Origin of the sequence: Streptomyces sp. NPDC050504 (genome assembly GCF_044458065.1) — a bacterium.
Classification (GTDB): Bacteria; Actinomycetota; Actinomycetes; order Streptomycetales; family Streptomycetaceae; genus Streptomyces.
Window position 1 is genome coordinate 327,262 of the sequence record NZ_JBITHO010000011.1, and the last position, 18,697, is coordinate 345,958.

An 18,697-nucleotide genomic window follows, 5' to 3' on the forward strand; every position below is an offset into this window, starting at 1 on the left:
CTGTTCCCCCGAGCGGCACAGGGCCGCACAGGGCGAACAGAGAGCGGGGACGGGCGTGTTGGCGAATCGGCGAGGCGTCGTGGCAATGGCGTTGGCGAGTGTCGTGCTGGGGACGACGGCCTCGGCGGCGGCACTCCCGGGCAGCGGATCCGCCGAGCGCGGCACCACCGCCGTCCGGAAGGCGTGCCCGGCGGCGCACACGAAGGCGGAACGGCTGGAAGGCCGCATCACACCCAACGTCTGCGCGTTCCTGCAACGCCAGATCGCGTTCGGCGAGATGCCGACCGGTCCCGCGCCGCGGCCGGGAGACTTCGACCACCCCCGCGTCAAGGCGTACCTCGACATCTTCGACACGGACGCCACGCTCTGGGAGGCGGGCAGCAGAGCGAAGTACGGCCGCGACGAGATCGGCCCGTCCATCATCAACTCCCTGGGGCTGGTGAAGGACCTGCGCTACCGGGGCACGAACGTGGTCGCCGACGGGGCCGTCGTGGTCTTCGGACAGTGGAACGAGGCCACGATCAACGGCCACCGGATCGCCTTCCCCCAGATCGCGCGCAACGTGCTCGGGGACGACGGCAAGTCCCTCCAGGCCCGCCGCTACTACGACCGCCACGTACTCCTGCGCGACACCCTGCCCGGCGCGCCCGTCGGCCTGTTCGACGGGATCTCCGACAACGGCCCCGCGCCCGCCGAACCGGCGTCACCCGCGCGGCTGCGGCCCGCCGAGCTCACCCAGCGCCTCGCGGCATGGAACAGCGAGAACGCCGGAGCCCTGCTGGCCCGTACGGGCAACGCACGCCTGTCGGGACCGGGACTCGGCACACCACTGGCGACCGCGGCCGCCAAGAACGCCTACCTCCAGCGGTTCTTCGAAACCGCGGACGTCGAGTTCAAAGCGGGCCAGGTCGCCTTCGGCACGACCACGACGTACGTCGAGTGGCACGGCACGGTCTCACGCACACCGGGCGAGCGCGTGCCCTTCGGCATCGTGGAACGCTTCGGCCCGGACGGCGAATGGGAACTGTACTTCGACACCCTGCCCCTGCTCGCCGACCAGAAGACCATCGACGCCCTCTTCGCACAGCTGGCACGACTCGTGTCGGACGCAGCCGATGGGAAGAAGCACCGCTGAGCCAAGAGCGAGGACCGGCAGGAGCGAGCAGGTTCCGGCGCAGGGCGAAGACGCCGTTGCGGAAGACCGCCTCGTAGAACCCCGCCAAGAGGAAACGGACCGTCAAGAAGCCGTACGTCGGCCGCGACCGCTTCCCTGCCGACCCGCACCTGCGGGTCACCCAGGCCCCCCGGCCCTGGTCCCGGCCGCACCCATCCAGCAACACCCCAGAGCGCCGAACCCGAAGCGCGTCGCATTCACTCTCACTCCATTGCAACACAAGAGGCGCGCCACGTTGCATTGATCTTCAATTCATTGCAACAGTTTACCCATCCTGACCTGCATTTAAGCGGCAAGAGCGCAGCGCAACAGTTGCCAAGGACTAAAACGCAACGTAGCTTTTCTCTCGTAGGAAACAGAAAGCGCAACGCAGACAATCAGGAGCCGATCATGCAGACCTTCGCCACCACCGCCGCCGTCACCACGGTCCTGGAGATCCCCGCGGGCCGCGTCCAGTTCATCGCCGCCGACCGGGCGGACGCCGTGGTCGAGGTCCGACCCGCGAACCCCGCGAAGAACCGGGACGTGAAGGCGGCCCAGGAGACCCGCGTCGACTTCCGCGAGGGCATCCTGCGCATCGAGGCCGAAGCGAAGAACCACCTCGCCGGAGCCGCCGGGACCATCGAGGTGACGGTCCAGCTGCCGGTCGGCTCGCACGTGGAGGCGAAGGCCGCGAGCCTGGACCTGCGAGGCGTCGGACGCCTCGGCGACGTCGCCTTCGAAGGCGCGCAGGCCACGGTCAAGCTCGACGAAGCCATGAGCGCACGCCTCACCGCCGCCGCGGGCGACGTCACCCTCGGCCGCCTGACCGGCCCCGCCGAGATCGGCGTTCAGAAGGGCGACATCCGCATCACCGAAGCCGTACGAGGCACCCTCGTCCTGCGCACCGAGGCCGGCGACGTGTCGGTCACCGCCGCGCACGGAGTCTCCGCCACGCTGGACGCGGGCACCGTCTACGGCCGAATCCACAACGAGCTCAAGAACGACGGCACCACCGCACTCCACATCCGCGCGACCACCTCCCACGGCGACATCCACGCCCGCAGCCTCTGAGCGGAGGCCGTCCAGAGCGACCGGAGCACCATCAACCCCACCGAGGGCCTGAGTACGCGCCTTCCGAATGGATGGGCACCGACCGGTGTGACGAAACGCCAGGACTGCCGGCACGCACCCCATCAGGGCACATCAGCTTTCCCGCGCCGGTCAGTGTTCGGCGAGGAGCACGGGGAGCTTGCGCATGTCGTGGAAGACGGTGGTCCCGGGGCCCTCAAGACGCTCGGCGGGGGTGAGCCCTCCGGCGTACCCGAAGGCACGCATGCCCGCGGCGCGGGCGGCCAGGACGCCCGGCCGACTGTCCTCGACCACGGCACAGGCGGCGGGGTCGACCCCCATCCGGCGGGCGGCGTGCAGGAAGAGATCGGGCGCGGGCTTGCCGCGGTCGACCTCGGTGGCGCTGAAGATACGGCCCGCGAAGTGTTCGTAGAGACCGGTACGGCCCAGGGTGTGGCGCATCTTGTCGTGGGAACCGCTGGAGGCCACGCAGGTCGGCAGGGCGATCCCGGCAAGGGCATCGGGCAGCCCGTCGACGGGGGCGAGTGCGGAGTCCACGGCCTCCCGGTGGAGCCGCTCGAACCGCTCCGACCAGATCGCGGCGGTCTCCGCGCCGAGGCGGTCGGCCACCTGCTCGCGTATGGAGGCGTGCGAGCGCCCGATGAACCGGTCGACGACCTCGTCCTCGGTGAGCGCCCAGCCCAGCTCGGCGCCCAGCGCGGTCTGGACGCGGACCGCTATGCGTTCGCTGTCGACGAGGACCCCGTCGCAGTCGAATATCACCAGCTCAATCGGATTGGACATCCCGGCAGCATAGGGCGCGCGCGCCCGGCGACGCGCCCCGGGCCGGTACGAAGACGTCCCGGCCCGAAGGCGTCGGCCCGCTCCGGTTACAGCGTGCCGCGGTCGCGCACGAAGACGTCTTCCGCGTTGTTGGTGTCGTCCGCGACCAGCTGCGACGAGCGGGAGACGAAGGCGACCTGCCGACCGTCGGCGCTCAGCGCGGGGTAGATGGCCGAACTCCCGACCGACGTACCGTCGTTGGCGACGCTGACGAGCTCGGTCGTCTGGGTCTGACGGTCACGTACGAAGATGTCGGAGACGAAGTACGGCGTGTCGTTGGCCGACAGCCTGCCCTCGGTGGAGAAGGCGACGTAGCGACCGTCGGCACTGATGCTCGACGTCCACACCGTGATGATGTTGCCCGTCATCTGGGCGCCCTGCGAGTCGACGCTGACCCGCTCGGTGACGCCGGTCTGACGGTCCCGGACGAAGAAGTCCGTCAGCGCGTTCGTGTCCCCGGGCACCAGGTTCTTGGCCTCCGAGACGAACGCGATGTGACGGCCGTCGGCGCTCACGCTGCCGGCCTCCACGCCGGACTCGCCGCCGGTGGCCTGGGCGCCCGTGCTGCTGACGTTCACCCGCTGCGTCGTGCCGGCGGCCAGGTCGCGCGCGAAGACGTCCCTGAGCGCGTTCGTGTCCCCGGTGACCAGGTTCGACGCGGTGGTGCCGAAGACGACCACCTTGCCGTCCGCGCTGATCTGGAGGTCCTGCAGGTCCGCGTTCGCCTGCGCACCGGTGTTGCCGAGGCTGACGCGCGTCGTCGTGCCGGTCTGGCGGTCGCGCACGAAGGCGTCGACGACGCCGTTCGTGTCGCCGGAGACCAGGTTGGTCGCACCCGAGAGGAACGCGACGTAACGGCCGTCGGCGCTGCTGGACGGCGTGTCGCCGCCCTGGGCCACCTGCGCGCCGCTGTTGTTGAGGCTGAGGCGCTCGGTGGTACCCGCCTGGCGGTCGCGCACGAAGACGTCCTGGGCGCCGTTCGTGTCGCCGGGCACCAGGTTCGGGGCGTCGGAGCTGAAGAAGACGTAGCGGCCGTCGGCGCTGATCGTCGGGTTGGTCGAACCGAAGCTCCAGCCGAAGGGCCCGCCGATCACCGGCCCCTTCTGGGCCTGCTCGCCGGTGGTGGAGACGTTGATGCGCTCGGTGGTGCCGGTCTGCCGGTCGCGCAGGAAGATGTCGGCAGCGCCGTTGGTGTCGCCCGGGACGATGTCGGACGCCTTGGAGACGTACGCGACGAACCGGGCGTCGGGCGTGGTGGCAATGCTGTACGCGCCCCCGCTGGTCTGCCCGCCGTTGTTCTTCAGGCTCACGCGCTGGGTCGACGGCTGTCTGGGCTCCTCCGCGCTCTGCGCGGCGAACGACTGGGCGCCCGCCCCGACGATCAGGGGCAGCGCGACGAACGCGGCCCCCAGCGTGCGCAGTTGCGGGCGAGCCGCACGGAATACCTTCACAAGTTCCTCCGTTGATATGTGGAGTCGCGAGAGTATTGAAGATCCACGTCTGGTACGTGGCGGTTTGTCCACCACGTGGACACGCAGCCGGTTATGGCGGAGTGTCGGCCACAGAACCAGCCAACGAACGACACCTCGGTGGTCACGCCCCCGGGTCTGCGGGAACTCCGTGTTGCCCCCGAACCCGCCTGGTCAGGTGGCCCGGTTCCGTACCGGCCCCATGCACGCACACGCGTAATACGTACGTGGGGCGGGGTCCACGCTGGTGCGCGCGATCTCCTTCGTTCACGCGGAGCGCACTGCTTGTCGCAGGCGCCGAACTTGTGGATTACCGGATCGCTTGCGTGTGTGTGGAGTGGCCGGTTCTGTGTGGTGGTGGGGCGTGCCGGTGTTTGTCGTTGAGGATGTGCGTGCTGCAGCGGCTGTTGTCCAGGCGGGATGGGCTCAGGAGCGGGGAGGTCATCGAGTCGGGGGCCGTTGCCGTGGGTGGCTCACGGGACGAGTGCGTTCCGGGAGGTGACTGGTATTACTGGTGTATGCAGGAAGAGACCGCGCGGTCCGCGATCGATACGTTCATCTCCGCTTTCAATGCCTCGGACGACAGCCATGTGACTGTGTTGCTCTCCCAGGCCCTCACCTCGGACGTGGTTTTCTGGGGGCCGTTGGGCCGCAGTGAGGGGATTGAGGCGGTCGAGCGGTTCGTGCTGGACATCCGGCGCCATCCTGCGGGGACCGGCACGATGGTGCGCTGTTCGGCGGTCGACATGCCGGACGAGTGGGCCCGGTACCAGTGGGTCTTCACGACGCCGGACGGGGGTCCCCGCCTGGCGGGAACGGATGTCGTCCATCTGCGGCGGAGTCTCATCGACCAGGTCATCGTCTTCGCGGGGGAGATCGAGCCGTCCGTCTCGTGAGCCGTTCCCCTCTGGTGTCGTCCTTCTCTTGAAGCGGTCCCGTCCGGGGCCCAGGTCGGTTCGGCCACCGGCCGGTTGGCGGTGAGCTTGTTCTCCCGGTAGACCGGCATCCGCCCTATCTCCGGCCCGTGCCCGGTCCGGGTTCCCGGTACGCGTCAAAGATCCCTTGCACCATGCCCGGCAGCGCTCTGGAACCGCTCGGACAGCACATCGTCCAGCGGGTCCGCCAGACCGCCAACGACACCACGCTGCTCCCGCTCCTGTCGCCGTTGCTGTCGCGGGCCTGGCCGCTGTCGGTGTCGGTGTCGTCGTCAGGTTCCGGAACGTCGTGGTCGGCGACGTCCGTCACGACCGGAGACCCGGGTACCGGCGGTGGGGGAGGAGGGGTGGGTGTTGCAGGGGCGGGAGTGCCGGGCAGGCGGCGGTGGACCAGTCGGGGCTGGTGGAGGCGGTCCGTAGCTGGCCGGGAAGGTCCGGGCGTCGGGTTCCCTGCATCGGCAGGTAGCGGCAAGGGGAGGGTGCTGAGCATGGATGCCGTCGTGGAGTGGGGTCCTGCCCGCCGGTGCGGTCGCTTCGGGCAGGGCGGGAACGTTCACCGGTGGCGGAAGATCAGGCTGGGCCTGGGGGCGGGAACTCGTCGGTGAAGGGGGCGTCTGGGCTCGGCCAGGTGAAGGCGAAGCGGTGGGAGGGCCTGTCGTACGTGACCGAGGCGCCGCAGGGGGCGAGCCCGAAGCGGCGGTGGATCCAGCCGTCGAGGGCAAGGGCAGCGACCTCCGCGCGATAGTCGGCGCCGGGGTAGGTGAACGCCTCGATGTCGAGGACCAGGGCCCGGCCGTCAGCCAGCTGCTCGGCGTGCAGGGAGGCCCCGAAGGCAAGCCAGGCCGCATCCAGCCAGTACGGGGTTCGGTCTCCGGGCAACCGCAGGTACAGGGAGCGGTGGATGAGGAGGGTGGGTGGAGGCGGGGGCCCGTCCGCCTGGTACGCATCGGCACGCAGGTCGGCGGCCAGGCCCATGCCAGCGTGAAGGTAGCGGTAGCGGAAGGTCTCGTACATGGCACCGATCCTTCGCTACGGGCCCGTCCCGCTGCTCAGGGCCCCCAACCATCTGGTGACCCGTCAAAGTGCAGTGAGGTCGGTCGAGGTTCAGCGAGATGGGACAGCGACTGTGGAATGTACGGCTGCGCCTGCGGTTGCTTCCCATGCCGCTTCCCGAGCGGAAGGCCTTTCCCTGCCTGTCCACGCTTGGCGCCGCTGTTGCGCCGTAGGTAACGGGCAAGTAGGAAATGGCCTGCCCACTGGCATACGCCCAGGTCAGCCCCAGAATCCCGGGCACCGGAAAACCCTGACAACCCCCTCACGGCACCCCGCCCCCGTCCAACCCGGAAGAAGAAGGAGGGGAGGGACGGGCACGGTGCGCCCCTCGGGTCCGAGGGACGTGTGCTGTTCCTCTTCCGCGCGGCGGTGGGCGCACCATACGCGAAGACGTCCGGACTCCTCGATGATGTGTGTCATGGGTCTTTCACTGTGTGAGCGTCAAGTGAATGCACTGATGTCGGGCTGGAGTGGGTCTGGTTCATGAGTGCGCGGGTGTCGTCTGACTGGTGAAGAGTGTTGTCGTTTTCCGGGTAAATCGGATGTCGCGCGTGTAGGCAGGTGCGGAACTTGCTGCGCTTGCCGCGGATGTCATGGGCCGCCACGTGGAGCGTGTCGCTTGTGGGGGAGATGCCTATTGGCCTTGAGGACGCCCTTACCGCCGCCTCGGCCGGAATATGAGGCAGTCGGCTTCTGTTCGGTGAGCTTCGCGGCGCGGTCGGCTGTCCCGGGGCGAGGTACGGCTTGGGACGCGGCCACGATATCGAGACCGGCCTCACCGCCCACGGCACGCCACGATCTGCGAGCTAGCCAGGACGACGATGGCAGGGCCGTCGGCTGATCTGGCGCGGGAGGTTACGCCGGCTCGGGGTGCGTCAATCGGCCTGGGCCTCGTCCTGCTCCTACCGGACGAGGTCCGGCCCCGCGCCTGGCTGTTGGGGGGGGGTACGCCGCCGGGCGGCGGGGGTTAGAACGACGGGGTCTCGGTTCCGCCCTGCCTTCGGCGTTGGAACTGTTCCCGAGTGATGTGGCCGTCTCTGAGGGCTTTCTCCCAGCCAGCCTCAGCATGGTCTTCATTGGGATCTTGCTCGCGGAAGTCGGCTTCCCACCCATCCGGGTCGTGGTTGGGGTCTGGCTCTGTCCATGGACCAGGTTCGTACGACAGGCCATAGTCAGGACTTCCAGGACCGTACTCGTCTTCTTTCCTGTCCTGAGTCATGTGGCTTCCCCGCCCTTCGTCCCGAGTGCCGTCGAGCCTACGGCCAAGCACGGTCCTTCGCCGTGCGACCGAGGAAGATTGAGGTCGTGGGCGTTGGAGTTCCGGGTGTGGCGGCGGGCATCGAGACGCTTTAAGCCGCCACCGGACTTCAGCTTCAGCCTGGCGACTTGCTCCCCCATAGTCCGCGGGCAGCAGCGCTGGCCGTACGCAACGCTCATGTCCTTCCACACGCTCTTCCGCGCGACAGTGCAGTGCGGCACGGCCGCGGCGGTGGGGTCATGTGGTTGCCCGAATGGCGACAGCTGACCAGGTAGCTGCACCAAGGCCCAGCCAGGGTCAGGTGGCGTACGGGTCGTTGGCCCGATCCTCGCGGCCTGCGGGCGGGGCGGGCGGCGGGCCGGTGTGGCGGTCGCGGATCTTCTTCGCGGCCCAAGAGGCGGTTGCGGTGACGAGAACGGTGCCCAGACCGCCGAGGAATTCGGGCAGGGAATCGCGGAGAACGTCGTACACGGGCGTCACGGCACGCGCAATGGACTCCGTCGCGTACCGGTTCCTTCCGTGTTCGAAGAGCCAGGCAGGCAAAGTGGTTGGCCGGGAGTCTCGGCCTCAGGTAAGTGCGCAGCCCCGTCCGGTGTCCGGCGTGTTCCGTTCCCCGGAGGGGTGGTGATCCCCTCAGTGCGGTGTACATCCTGTCGTCAGTTGCGGCCGTGTGTCTCGTTTTTCTACGAACCGGCCGCCTGGGACGTGGTGCGTGCGGCCGCACGGCGTTCTGCGGCCCGGGTGGCGAGGCGGCGGGTCTTGCGGCGGACTCGCTCGCCGAACCTGACCGGGTCATTGGCGCCGGCAAGGGTGGCCGCCTCGGTCCAGGTGGTGCCGTCACCGGTGGCCAGGGCGACCAGGACGAGCCGTTCCTCAGGAGTCAGGTGCTGCACGAGTCGTACGAGGCGGTCGTCGTGTAGAGCCGTGCCGAGTCGCGCATCGGCGAAGTCGGCCTGGTCCGCGACGAGGTCGTACAGGCACAGGCCGTCACCGAGTGGAGCGTCCAGGAGCAGCACCCGGGAGCGTTGTACGCGTCGGCGCCACAGTGGGACGAGCTGGCGGTGGATGGCGCGAACCTCGGAGCGCAGCTGGCCGAGGGCATGGGGGTGGAGATGGCCGTACTGCTCCAGCGGAGCAGTCCAGTCCCCGAGCAGCGCGGTTGACACCGCCTCCCTCCATCTCTGGCTGCGGGTGACTGCCAGGATGCGCGAGGCGAAGTCCTCCACCTTGTCCGCGCGACCTCGTAGCGCGTCGGCGCGGGCCTCCAACGCAGCCATCATGTCCGGCTTTGGACCGTCGGGCACCTCGGTCCAGTCAGTGCTGTAACGGGCGTTCACGCCGAGGCGCAGGCGTACTGCGACGCGGTCGAGGGGGTCAGGCGCCTCCGGCTTCAAAATCCCCATGACGATGTCCATCGCGGGTTCGTGGATCATGTCGCGCGGATGCCGTTCTACCAGCCCTCCCTCGGGGGTCTCGTATAGGAATACCCCAAGGCCACAATCTGTCTCCTGGTGGTAGACCCCGCCGGAGGCCGCGCGGATCTGGACTTCTTCACTCCGGACATACCAGACCGGGGGAACTATGCGCCCCACCTGGAACGGTGGGGGTACCGGAGCGGTGGTGGAGGACTGGGACACGAGGGCGCTCCTTCTGCGATGGGCCGACAGCTTCACTTCTTCGGTCCCGGCAGGCATCCAGAGCGGCAAAGAATCTTGAAGTAGCTTCAGTGCGCCCCTCTTGTACCGGAATCACCGCAGGGTTCCCGACGCGTTGTACGCAGCGTAATCCTGGGTGATGCCCGCCGTGATTTCGCGCTGGTGTGCCTCATCTGTGTGCCCTGATCTGGCTGTGGGGACAGGGCTGTTGAAGGTATGGGTGCCGTCGGGCCGGTGAAGGGTGCTGGCGTTTCCCAGGGAAGGCGGATGACGCACGCGTATGCCCTGAGCGGGTCTGTTCCCTCGGTGGCGTGTGGAGGTGCGCACGCATACCAACTGCCCTCCTGCCAAGGGTGCTTCGCCGCTTTCCCCTCGTTCGTGTGCCTGCACTCGGTGTGTCGGCCTGGGCCCCACCCGGTACGGGCATCTCCCGGAAGGACGTTGAAACCGCCAGCGGGGAGGACGATGCACGGTCACGGCTTTCCCGCAGGTGAGGAGCCCGTCGTACGGGTGCCCGGCCCGAGCCGGGCTGCTGCGGTGGCACGGCTGCTGGCGCTGGACGCAAGGGGTGAGTTGAAGACAGCGCACGCCCGTCTGGTGGCTTCGGCGATGGAGGTGTCGCTGCGGACGGTGTGGAACTGGGTGGCCTGCGCCCGCCGGGAAGGGCGGCTGGAGTCTGCCGCTCCCGTGCGGGTCTCGGTGACGCCTGATCTGCGTGCACGTCTCGCAGTGTGGGGCGGCAATGTTGCGGCCGTGCACCGCGAGCTGGTGGCGGAGGCAGCGGCTGCCGGAGATACGCAGCCGGTCCCGTCGCTGCGTACGCTGCAGCGCGCTGTCCGCCAGGATCTTACGGCGGGGGAGCGGGCCGGTCTGCGGGCGGGTGAGGCCGCACGGCGCGCTTATGACGTATACGGCAAACGCCCGCCCATGTACCGCAATGCGTGCTGGGAGGGCGATCACAAACGGCTCCCAGTGCGGGTGGACGTCGAGGGCCAGGCGTTGTGCCCGTGGGTGACGTGGTTCATCGATGTCGCGACGAAGGTGATCATGGGGGTCGCGATTACTCCGCACGAGCCGGCCCGTGATGCGGTCCTGGCGTCGCTGCGGGCGGGGATCAGCACGGCCGATCCCTACGGGCCGTGCGGCGGGCTGCCCACGGTGGTGCGGGTGGACCGCGGTAAGGAGTTCCTGTGCCGCACGGTCTCCCGGGCCCTGGGGGTGTTCGCGGTACCGGTGGACGACCTGCCCGCGTACAAGCCCTATCGCAAGGGCACGGTCGAGTCATTGAACAACGCGGTCGAGGAGATGTTCCTTGTCTCGCTGCCCGGCTATACCCGCCGGGCCCGCCCGGTGGGCGCGCACCGCCCGGACCGGGCGGAAGACCTCTTGTCGTTTGCCGGTTTCGTCGAGGCGCTGCTCGGCTGGGTGCACTGGTGGAACACCGAGCACCGCCCCGCCGGCCTTGAGAGCGGCCTGACCCCGCTGGCGGCGTGGGAGGCGGACCCCACACCCGTCGAGGAAGTGCCCGTGGAGCAGCTGGCGTTCTTCGCGCTGGAGGACGACGGACGTACCCGGAAGATCTCCACGAACGGCATTCGGTGGCGCAGCCGCTTCTACATCGCCCCATGGATGGTCGGTCGTGCGGGAACGCGGGTGCGTCTGCGATACCTGCCGCACTACGACGGACAGATCGAGGTGTTCTGCGCCGACAACACGGACCGCTACCTGGGCACCGCGCACCTCGCTCAGGCCGCCACGCTGGAGCAGCGCCGGGAGCTGAGTGCGCTCAGGGACGCCCAGGCCCGGGCGCTGAAAGCCGACCTGAAAGCCGCAGAGCGGCTGCGGCGCACCCGCTACACGGCGACCACTACTCCTGCCGCACCCCGCCCTCGCCGCACGGTCACCCAGCAGCAGGCCCAGGAAGAACTCGCCCGCGGCCGGGCGGTGGATCTGGCGGCCCGGGCCCTGCCGGACCTGATCCCGCCCCGCGAGCCGCCCCCGGGCTGGGCCCGCCCCCACCCAGCACCCAGGAACCGAACCCGCCCTCCAAGCACCGAGAACACGCCCGACGCAGGCAACGAACCCGCCACCGAGCCCGCTACGGGCAGCTAGGAGGAACGCCATGTCCACCTCACCGCGCAGGGGACGGCTGCCAGGGGAGCGGGAGGACCACTTCATGCGCCTGCCCGGCGCCCATGTCGTATCGACCCACTCGCTGCTCACCGTCCGGGAGAACATCCGGGCCGCAATCGATGCCAGAGCGATGATCTGCATCTACGGGCAGGCCGGCAACGGGAAGTCCTTTGCGGTCAACACCTCACTGCGCGAACTCGCACCGACGGTCACCCGCCGGATCCAGTTCCGGGCACGCCCCTCGACCCGGGACCTACGCCATGAACTGTTCCACGCCCTGGGCCTGCAGGGCCGACCGCCCGCGCACGCGATCGAATTCGACCGGACGCTGCGCGGCGCCCTGGAAGAGCCCCGGGTCCTGGTGTGCGACGAGGCCCAGTGGCTGTCGAAGCTGTGCTTCGAGTACCTGCGCTACCTGTGGGACGACACCGACTCCGACCTGACGATCGTCTTCACCGGCGGGAACGGCTGCTTCGAGATGCTGCAGAGCGAACCGATGCTGGAATCCCGGGTCTACGCCTGGCAGGAAATCAGCAGCATGCCCCTGGACGAAGTCCTCACCGTCGTCCCTGCCTTCCACCCCGTCTGGGCCCAGGCGGATCCCGAACTGATCGCCCTGTGCGACCAGGAAGCCGCCCACGGGAACTTCCGCGCCTGGGCGAAAATCACCCACCACCTGAACGCCGGACTGCAGGAAACCGGCCGCGACACCGTCGACGAGGACCTGCTGCGCTGGGCCTACAGCAAACTCCGCACCCGCCAGGCAGCCTGATCATGCTGACCTGCCCCCACCCGCCCCCGGTCACCCTCGTCATGGACCCGCACGACGACGTCACCCACACCCGCGCGGCCCTCGCTGCTCACGACCCCACCCACGGCCGTGTCACCATCCACCCCACCCCCGGCACCGACTCCACCCTCGCGCTCGCCTACGACATCCTCGCCGCCCTCGGCAAACCTGTACCCCTGACTGGCTACCGCACCCTCGACACCCAACCTGCCTGGACGCTGTGCGCCGCCTGGATCCTCGCCCTGCCCGTCACCTCCCTCACCGTCCTGCGCGCCCACCTCCTCAGTCCCCGCGCCCTCGCCGAACTTCTCGCCCTGCGCACCCGAACCGGCCTGCACCTCGCCCTGGTCTGCCACCAACGCAAGAGCACCGCCCTGGAGCGGGCCTTGCGGCGCACAGACCACTTCCTGGCAGACGCCGAGGCGATCCTCTCCCTCCGAAAGGCAACCGACGGCGAAGAGCCGCCCCCCGCCACCCCAACTCGCCCGTCACGGCACTGGATCAACCTGCCAGCCCTCAATACCCTGAACTGCGCCTACACCAGCGCCCCCTGCTCCTGCCGGGCACCGGCACCACAGGTGTCCCGGCTCGATCAAGGGTGCATCGCTCAACGCCTGCACGCCGCAACCGCACATCCGCACCTCGCGGCCGAGCTGGCCACAGCCTGTTTCGCGGCTGCCACAATGACCCAGCTCAGCGGCGTCTGCGTTGCCGACACTGCCATGGACGGCACCACCCTGATCCTCCACGACCGGACCCAGCCCTACGACCCCCGCGTGACCCACCGTGTTCCGCACTGGGCCCAAGTCTTTCTACGTGCTGCGGCATTCACCCACTACCTCTCCACTGCACGAAGGAGCGACCTCCTCTTCACCGACCCCCTCGGCTGCGGCTCGCTCCCCCGTCTCACCGACTTCGCCGAGGACTGCAGACTGCGCCCGCCCCAGCCTCCGCCCGCCAGGCGCTGGAAGAACGCGCGCCCCACACCGCCACCACCGACGGTGTGGCCGAGGTGCAGGCCTACCACTCCTGCCGTTCTCAGATTGAGGACACGATGACGAGCACGGTCGTTGAAGCGGACGCGCACCGCGACCGCCAGCCCTTGTCCGCAGCACCGACCCGCACCTCCTGTGCCGCCCGGTCCACTGGCGTCCGCATCTTTATTCATCACGCGGCGACCGCCTCAGCGAATTGCGCCTTCCTGGATGCCCTTGGCTTGCGCGGAGGGGGCGGTAGTTCACCGGGCCCCAACGGATTGTCTACGAAGTCCTGCCAATCCAGCGTGCACGTGGCTGGTTCACCAGCGTATGCCGAGCGCGTCGAGACCGGCCTGGCGTTGTGTGGGGAGCTTGTTGGCGCGGCGGCGGGTGTTGTCGAGGAACGTCCCGAGCTTCACCTCCACGACGCAGTCGTCGTGGCCACGTCGCGCCGCTTCCGCAGCAGTGTTGGGCCCGGGTTGATGTGGCTGTTGGGCCATGGATGCCCGTCAGGTTCGGCATTCAGGGTGTATCGGATATAGCTCGTACTCGACAAATGGTCTGTGGCTTTGGTCTACTTGGGGCATGGCAACTCCACGGCTGACGAAGCCGACCATCGGGGTGCTTGAGGTTCTTCTGTCGGCACAGGATGACGACCCTGCCTGGGGTCTGAAGATCTGTATGGAAGCCGATCTGGGATCCGGCACCGTCTACCCCATCCTCGAACGCCTCGCCAACAACGGCTGGGTGACCAGCTGGAGCGAGACCGACCCCCACCCGGGTCGTCCCCCGCGGCGCTTCTACAAGCTCACCGACATGGGCCGCCTGGCCACTGATGTCGCTCTGAAAGAACGGGCGGCCCGGCAGGCCCGCTTCCGGCTCGCCGAGCGGCTGACATGAAGCAAACGACCGCAGACCGCCTCTGCATCGGCTGCAACACCGGCGGGCTTATCGTTCAGACGCTGCTGTTCACCCTTGGTTACGTTCCCCTGCCCGTGAGCGTCGTGTGCTTGCTCATCGGCGCCGGGGTCATGGTGCCGTCCGTCCGACGCCAGCAAGCCGTGGTGCGGTTCGGCCGCACCGAACGGCGCGCGCGCCGATTGCTTGCCCAATCCAGGCGAGCTTCGAACGAAACCGCCGTGATCACCACCGTCCTGTCCGACGCCATCCGCCGCACAGAAGCGGCGATCAAGGCCGCCGAGAAGAACGGCGGCCTCCCTCCTGGCGAGCAAGAACGCCTGTCCGAGGAACTCGCCGTACTCCAGCAGCAGATGCTTGCCTCCCACACGACCGCTCAGGACAAGCTCGATGCTGCGGAAGCCGTCGCACAGGAACTGAACGTACTGCTCGATCACGTACGGACCGTTCACTACCCTGAGCGCACCTGGACTCAGAGACTTGCTCAGTCACTGACCAGGATCGCCGTGTTCATGGCGGGGCCGAACAACGCTCACCTCGAGGACGCCTGGCATGCAGACCTCATAGGCATCCCCGAAGAGGGCTATGAACTGTCGCCGCGTCGGCGCCTGGTGCACGCGGGAGGCTGCATCTATGCATCACTCCGCATCCGGACAACAGCAGCAGCCAACCGTGTATGGAAGCCCATTGACTGGATCCTGAGCAGTGACCGACGCGCCGACGTACTAATCGCAGCTCTTGTCGGCCTCTTGGCCATCCACCTCAGCCGCAGCCTCCACGACTTGCTGACCGTTGCGTCCGGCCCCTGCGCGCTGGCCTACACACTCCTGAAAGTCGGAGCAGCTCGGCTCCGACAGGTACGAGGAATCGAACTCGAACCCAGGGCGCACGGACAAGACTCCTCTGTGGACTGAACCCCGCCTCGGTGCCGATGCACGTCGGCACCAAACAGCCACGATCGAATGCCGATGACCAGCCTCCGAGCCGCCACAGTGGCGCACGATGGCCACCCATCAGCCGAGCCCCAGACCGTGTGATGCTGCCCCCCTGCTCTTCTAGTCACATATGCCGAAGCGTGGTAGTTGTCGCCAGCGACGTGCACCGGCCTGCGATCCCGAGGCGGCGAAGCACGGTAGTTGTCGCCGGATCGGCTGGCTACTTGGCACCGGCGGCGCCAGAAGCACGATTGTTGTCACCGTCGGGACGGCCCATTGACCGTGTGAGCAGCAGGAGGAGGCTCTCCGACGAGCCGGAACCTGTATATCCGCTCGTCTCAGTGACAGCAAGCCTGCCTTGGTGACAGCTATCGCGCCTCGGCACATCCCTCCCGGCGAACGGCAGCCAGCTTCTCCGCGATCACCAGCGCATACCCAGCTCGTCCAGCTCCGTCCGCCGTTCCGCGGTGAGCTTGTCGGCACGTCGGCGGACGTTGTCGACGAACATCCCCAGTTTCACCACCACGCCCCCGCCAGCGCCGTCCTGACCCCTTCCGGGCACCGTGTCGGCCGCGAGCTGCTCCACGTGCTTCCGGGGCACCCGAAGGTGCCCTTCCCGGCCGTGGAACTGCCGGGCCGCGGCCATGTTCAGCGCCCACTTGTCGTCCTGGGTCCGCTGCACCGGCCGCTCCTCCGCCGTGGCGGGTTCGAGCCCGAGGATCTCCAGCAGGACCCGCTGCCCGACGGTCAGCTGCTCCCAGTTGAAGCGCTGCGCGCGGACCCACTGTCCGAGGTCGTCGCCCTGGACCACGACCTCGCCGGCCTCCGTCGGGACCGGGTTGCCCGCGTCGCAGTGCGCCTTCGTCAGCTGGAAGTGCCGTTGCCATCCGGCGTCCCAGACGGGGCACCAGCCGGGGTCGACGTCGTCCAGGAGGTCGAGGCGCTCGGTGGTCATCGCGCGCGTCGCGTCCACGGGCAGCCCGGCCTCCCGGCGGGCGATGTTCCGCAGCGCCTTCCTCCCGGCTGCCCGCTGGTTTTTCGCCCACTGCCCGATCGGATACTCCTGCCACACCGCGTTCTCCGGCGGCAGGAAGTGCCCGTGCACCGTCGCGTACGACCGCGCGACCGCGAGCCCTTCCTCGAACGCCAACTCGTGGTGCGACCACACCATCCCCAGCGCGTCCAGATCCTTCGCACGCGACGCGGCGAGCTGCCCGGCGTTGAAGGCATGCCGCTGGTCACGCAGCCACGCCCCCAGCGGGAACCCCGCGGGCGACCAGTCCGGCGGGGTGACGAAGTCGTACGCCACCTTCAGCTGCCCGGCCGTGTTCTCCTTTACGTACCGGGTCGCGGCCGCGACACCCTGCCGCCAGTACTCACGTTCGGGCTCGATCACCCGCAGCTTCACGAACTGCGCCAACGTTGCCGGATCCCGTGGCGTGCTGAACTCCAGCAGCGACGCCGCCCGCTCCCGCACCCCCAGCTGCCCGCCGTCGCCCGCCTCGTCACCTTCGGCACCGGCATCGACGTCCTGGCCGTCCTCGTCCCCGCTCCAACTCCCGCTGCGCACACGGGGATCGGCGAGCGCCTCGATCGCCTCGGTGTCGTGTGCCCGCAGGGCTTCGAGGACCGTCGCGAGCATCCCCGCCCCGCTGGACGTGAGGATATCCCCGGGGTTCTCGCCTTCTTTCAGGAATACCGGGACGATGAGTGTCGCGATTTTCCCTTCGGATTTCCGCAGGGCGCGGCCGACCATCTGCACGATATCGACCATCGACCCACGCGTGTCACAGAAAAACACCCCATCACAATCCCGCGAATCGACACCCTCACCAAGAACACGGACCGAACTCAACACCCGCAGCACAGCCGGTTCAGGCTGACGGCCGTCCCGGTACTCGATGACGTCGGACCCGAACTCCTCCAACACCGCCCGCCGATGCCCCGGCTCGTGATCCGCGTACAGCCACTCCGCCCACACCCGCCTCACCGGCGGGTAGGTGTCCGGGTCCTCCTGGTGCAGTCGCTCCGCGACTTCGGGCACCCCGGCCGCCATGGCCTGCGCCTCCACGGTCCGCGAGTGGAAACTCAAGACCTTGCGCAGCCCCTTCTCTGCGGCGGCCTTGAGCAGCCCGGTCTGCAACGCGGCCAGCCGCGCCCCGCGCACCACGTCCGACCCGGCGACGTCCGTGGTCAGCGCATGCTGGAGTTCGGGGTCATGGATGTCCAGGCACAGCACCTGGTACGGCGCCACGATCTGACGCCGGATCGCCTCCGACAGCGACAGCTCGTACGCCCGCGGCCCGAACACAGGACTGTCCGGCTCCATCGACGCGACCAGCCGCCCCGCCTCCTGCCCGGCCTCCGACGCCTCCCACACCCGCGGCGTGGCCGTCATGTACAGCCGGCGCGACGCCGGAACGGCCCCCTGATCGTGGATCGACGCCCAGGGCTTCCCCGCGTCCCCGCTCGTCCGGTGCGCTTCGTCTACGACGACCAGGTCCCACGCGGGCAGGCCCTTGGCGTGCGTCTGCTGGAGACGACCCCGCCCCAACGAGCTGTACGTCGCGAACACCGTCACCTGATCCAGCCCCCGGGTCCACGAGACCAACTCACCCGCATCGGTCGTACAAGGAACCCCCTGCGACTCCGAAGCCCGCAGTGAACACAGACCCACCATCGCCCCCGTACGACCCCAGGACCGCCACGCGCCGGTCATCTGCATCAGCAGATCCCGCGTCGGCACCAGCACCAACACCCGCCGCGCCCGCAGCCGTCTGGCTACCTCCACCGCCACGCGGGTCTTGCCCGACCCTGTCGCGGCGACCGCCTGGGTTCGCAGACCCTCCCACGGCATCGGCCCGTCCGACGGTGTCTGAAGAGCCCTCAAAATGGCGTCCACGGCCTCAATCTGATGGTCATGCAGCGGCATTACCGACATGAGGAAGCCTCCTGTAACCGAACGAAATACGAGGTACCCTCGTATCGCTGTAATCCGAAAGACGGCCCCGGAAAGGGGCGGAATTCAAGCGAGAAGAACCGACCCTGAAAATCACCGCCCGCCCCAGCTGACCGACTGCACTGGGGGTGCCTTCACAACCAACAACGTATCGGAGTCTGAGAGATGACACACGCAGCTTGCAGGGATTGTCTCGAAGCGACCGATCACGCTAGTCTGGGTTTACTTCACCACCCCGCACCGGTCGGTTTCGACGCCGTACGGACGACACGGAGAGCGCCGGCGCCACCGGGCGTGACAGCCCCTCATCTCCGGTCGGATTTGAGGAACTACTCCTCCCTCCCCCTAGCCAGCCGTCTTTTCGGGGCGCGCGGAGCGTGTCCCGGGGCCGGATCGCGGAGCGATCCGAGCCAGGTTCCGGCGGAGCCGGAACCCCGGGCCGCGGAGCGGACCGGATGGCCGGAGCGAAGCGGCGGCGCCACGCGGAGCGTGGCTTGTAGTGCGTCGCGTAGCGACGCCGCGTCGCGTCTGCGGAGCAGACCGCGCGC

At 68.5% G+C, this 18,697-nt stretch carries 14 protein-coding genes; 8 read left to right on the top strand and 6 right to left on the bottom strand.

The window, feature by feature from the left end; all coding sequences use genetic code 11:
• Positions 1 to 85: 85 nt before the first annotated feature.
• Together ACIBNE_RS34915 and ACIBNE_RS34920 are read left to right on the top strand one after the other, a co-directional pair.
• Positions 86 to 1,135 carry a hypothetical protein gene (locus ACIBNE_RS34915; protein WP_399278899.1) on the top strand — a complete coding sequence of 350 codons (1,050 nt, stop codon included), beginning with the start codon at positions 86 to 88 and terminating at the stop codon, positions 1,133 to 1,135.
• A gap of 429 nt (positions 1,136 to 1,564) precedes the next feature.
• Positions 1,565 to 2,227 carry a DUF4097 family beta strand repeat-containing protein gene (locus tag ACIBNE_RS34920; RefSeq protein WP_399278900.1) on the top strand — a complete coding sequence of 221 codons (663 nt, stop codon included), beginning with the start codon at positions 1,565 to 1,567 and terminating at the stop codon, positions 2,225 to 2,227.
• Between the two features lie 150 nt (positions 2,228 to 2,377).
• Here ACIBNE_RS34920 and ACIBNE_RS34925 read toward each other — a convergent pair whose 3' ends face one another.
• Together ACIBNE_RS34925 and ACIBNE_RS34930 are read right to left on the bottom strand one after the other, a co-directional pair.
• Complete coding sequence (locus ACIBNE_RS34925) at positions 2,378 to 3,028, bottom strand: HAD family hydrolase (RefSeq protein WP_399278902.1); 651 nt, start codon at positions 3,026 to 3,028, stop codon at positions 2,378 to 2,380.
• Between the two features lie 86 nt (positions 3,029 to 3,114).
• On the bottom strand, positions 3,115 to 4,518 hold the full coding sequence (locus ACIBNE_RS34930) for a TolB family protein (protein WP_399278904.1): 1,404 nt from the start codon (positions 4,516 to 4,518) through the stop codon (positions 3,115 to 3,117).
• A gap of 536 nt (positions 4,519 to 5,054) precedes the next feature.
• On the opposite strand from ACIBNE_RS34930, the gene ACIBNE_RS34935 reads away from it, so the two are divergent.
• Positions 5,055 to 5,432, top strand: coding sequence for a nuclear transport factor 2 family protein (locus tag ACIBNE_RS34935; RefSeq protein WP_399278906.1), 378 nt, complete (start codon positions 5,055 to 5,057; stop codon positions 5,430 to 5,432).
• A gap of 609 nt (positions 5,433 to 6,041) precedes the next feature.
• Here the strand turns inward: ACIBNE_RS34935 and ACIBNE_RS34940 are convergent.
• The 3 genes from ACIBNE_RS34940 to ACIBNE_RS34950 form a co-directional block, all read right to left on the bottom strand.
• The gene (locus tag ACIBNE_RS34940) at positions 6,042 to 6,485 is read right to left on the bottom strand and encodes a hypothetical protein (RefSeq protein WP_399278908.1); all 444 of its coding nucleotides are present in this window, start codon (positions 6,483 to 6,485) and stop codon (positions 6,042 to 6,044) included.
• A 1,594-nt stretch (positions 6,486 to 8,079) separates the two neighbouring features.
• Positions 8,080 to 8,253, bottom strand: coding sequence for a hypothetical protein (locus tag ACIBNE_RS34945; protein ID WP_399278909.1), 174 nt, complete (start codon positions 8,251 to 8,253; stop codon positions 8,080 to 8,082).
• A gap of 212 nt (positions 8,254 to 8,465) precedes the next feature.
• Positions 8,466 to 9,215 (bottom strand): hypothetical protein, encoded by a 750-nt coding sequence (locus ACIBNE_RS34950; protein WP_399278911.1) that lies wholly within the window; start codon positions 9,213 to 9,215, stop codon positions 8,466 to 8,468.
• 759 nt (positions 9,216 to 9,974) lie between these two features.
• Between ACIBNE_RS34950 and ACIBNE_RS34955 the strand changes: the two genes are divergently transcribed.
• The 5 genes from ACIBNE_RS34955 (at position 9,975) to ACIBNE_RS34975 (ending at position 15,169) form a co-directional block, all read left to right on the top strand.
• Entirely contained in the window at positions 9,975 to 11,549 is a 1,575-nt protein-coding gene (locus ACIBNE_RS34955) for a Mu transposase C-terminal domain-containing protein (RefSeq protein WP_399278912.1), read from the top strand.
• A 10-nt stretch (positions 11,550 to 11,559) separates the two neighbouring features.
• A complete protein-coding gene (locus ACIBNE_RS34960; RefSeq protein ID WP_399278914.1) occupies positions 11,560 to 12,342 on the top strand; it encodes an AAA family ATPase in 783 nt (260 codons plus the stop codon).
• Between the two features lie 2 nt (positions 12,343 to 12,344).
• The gene (locus ACIBNE_RS34965; protein WP_399278915.1) at positions 12,345 to 13,418 is read left to right on the top strand and encodes a hypothetical protein; all 1,074 of its coding nucleotides are present in this window, start codon (positions 12,345 to 12,347) and stop codon (positions 13,416 to 13,418) included.
• A 504-nt stretch (positions 13,419 to 13,922) separates the two neighbouring features.
• Entirely contained in the window at positions 13,923 to 14,237 is a 315-nt protein-coding gene (locus tag ACIBNE_RS34970) for a PadR family transcriptional regulator (RefSeq protein ID WP_399278917.1), read from the top strand.
• Positions 14,234 to 15,169 carry a hypothetical protein gene (locus ACIBNE_RS34975; protein WP_399278920.1) on the top strand — a complete coding sequence of 312 codons (936 nt, stop codon included), beginning with the start codon at positions 14,234 to 14,236 and terminating at the stop codon, positions 15,167 to 15,169. The genes ACIBNE_RS34970 and ACIBNE_RS34975 overlap by 4 nt, the downstream gene beginning before the upstream one ends.
• 442 nt (positions 15,170 to 15,611) lie before the next feature.
• On the opposite strand, the gene ACIBNE_RS34980 is transcribed toward ACIBNE_RS34975, so the two are convergent.
• Positions 15,612 to 18,131 carry a Helicase associated domain protein gene (locus ACIBNE_RS34980; RefSeq protein ID WP_399278922.1) on the bottom strand — a complete coding sequence of 840 codons (2,520 nt, stop codon included), beginning with the start codon at positions 18,129 to 18,131 and terminating at the stop codon, positions 15,612 to 15,614.
• Positions 18,132 to 18,697 lie beyond the last annotated feature (566 nt).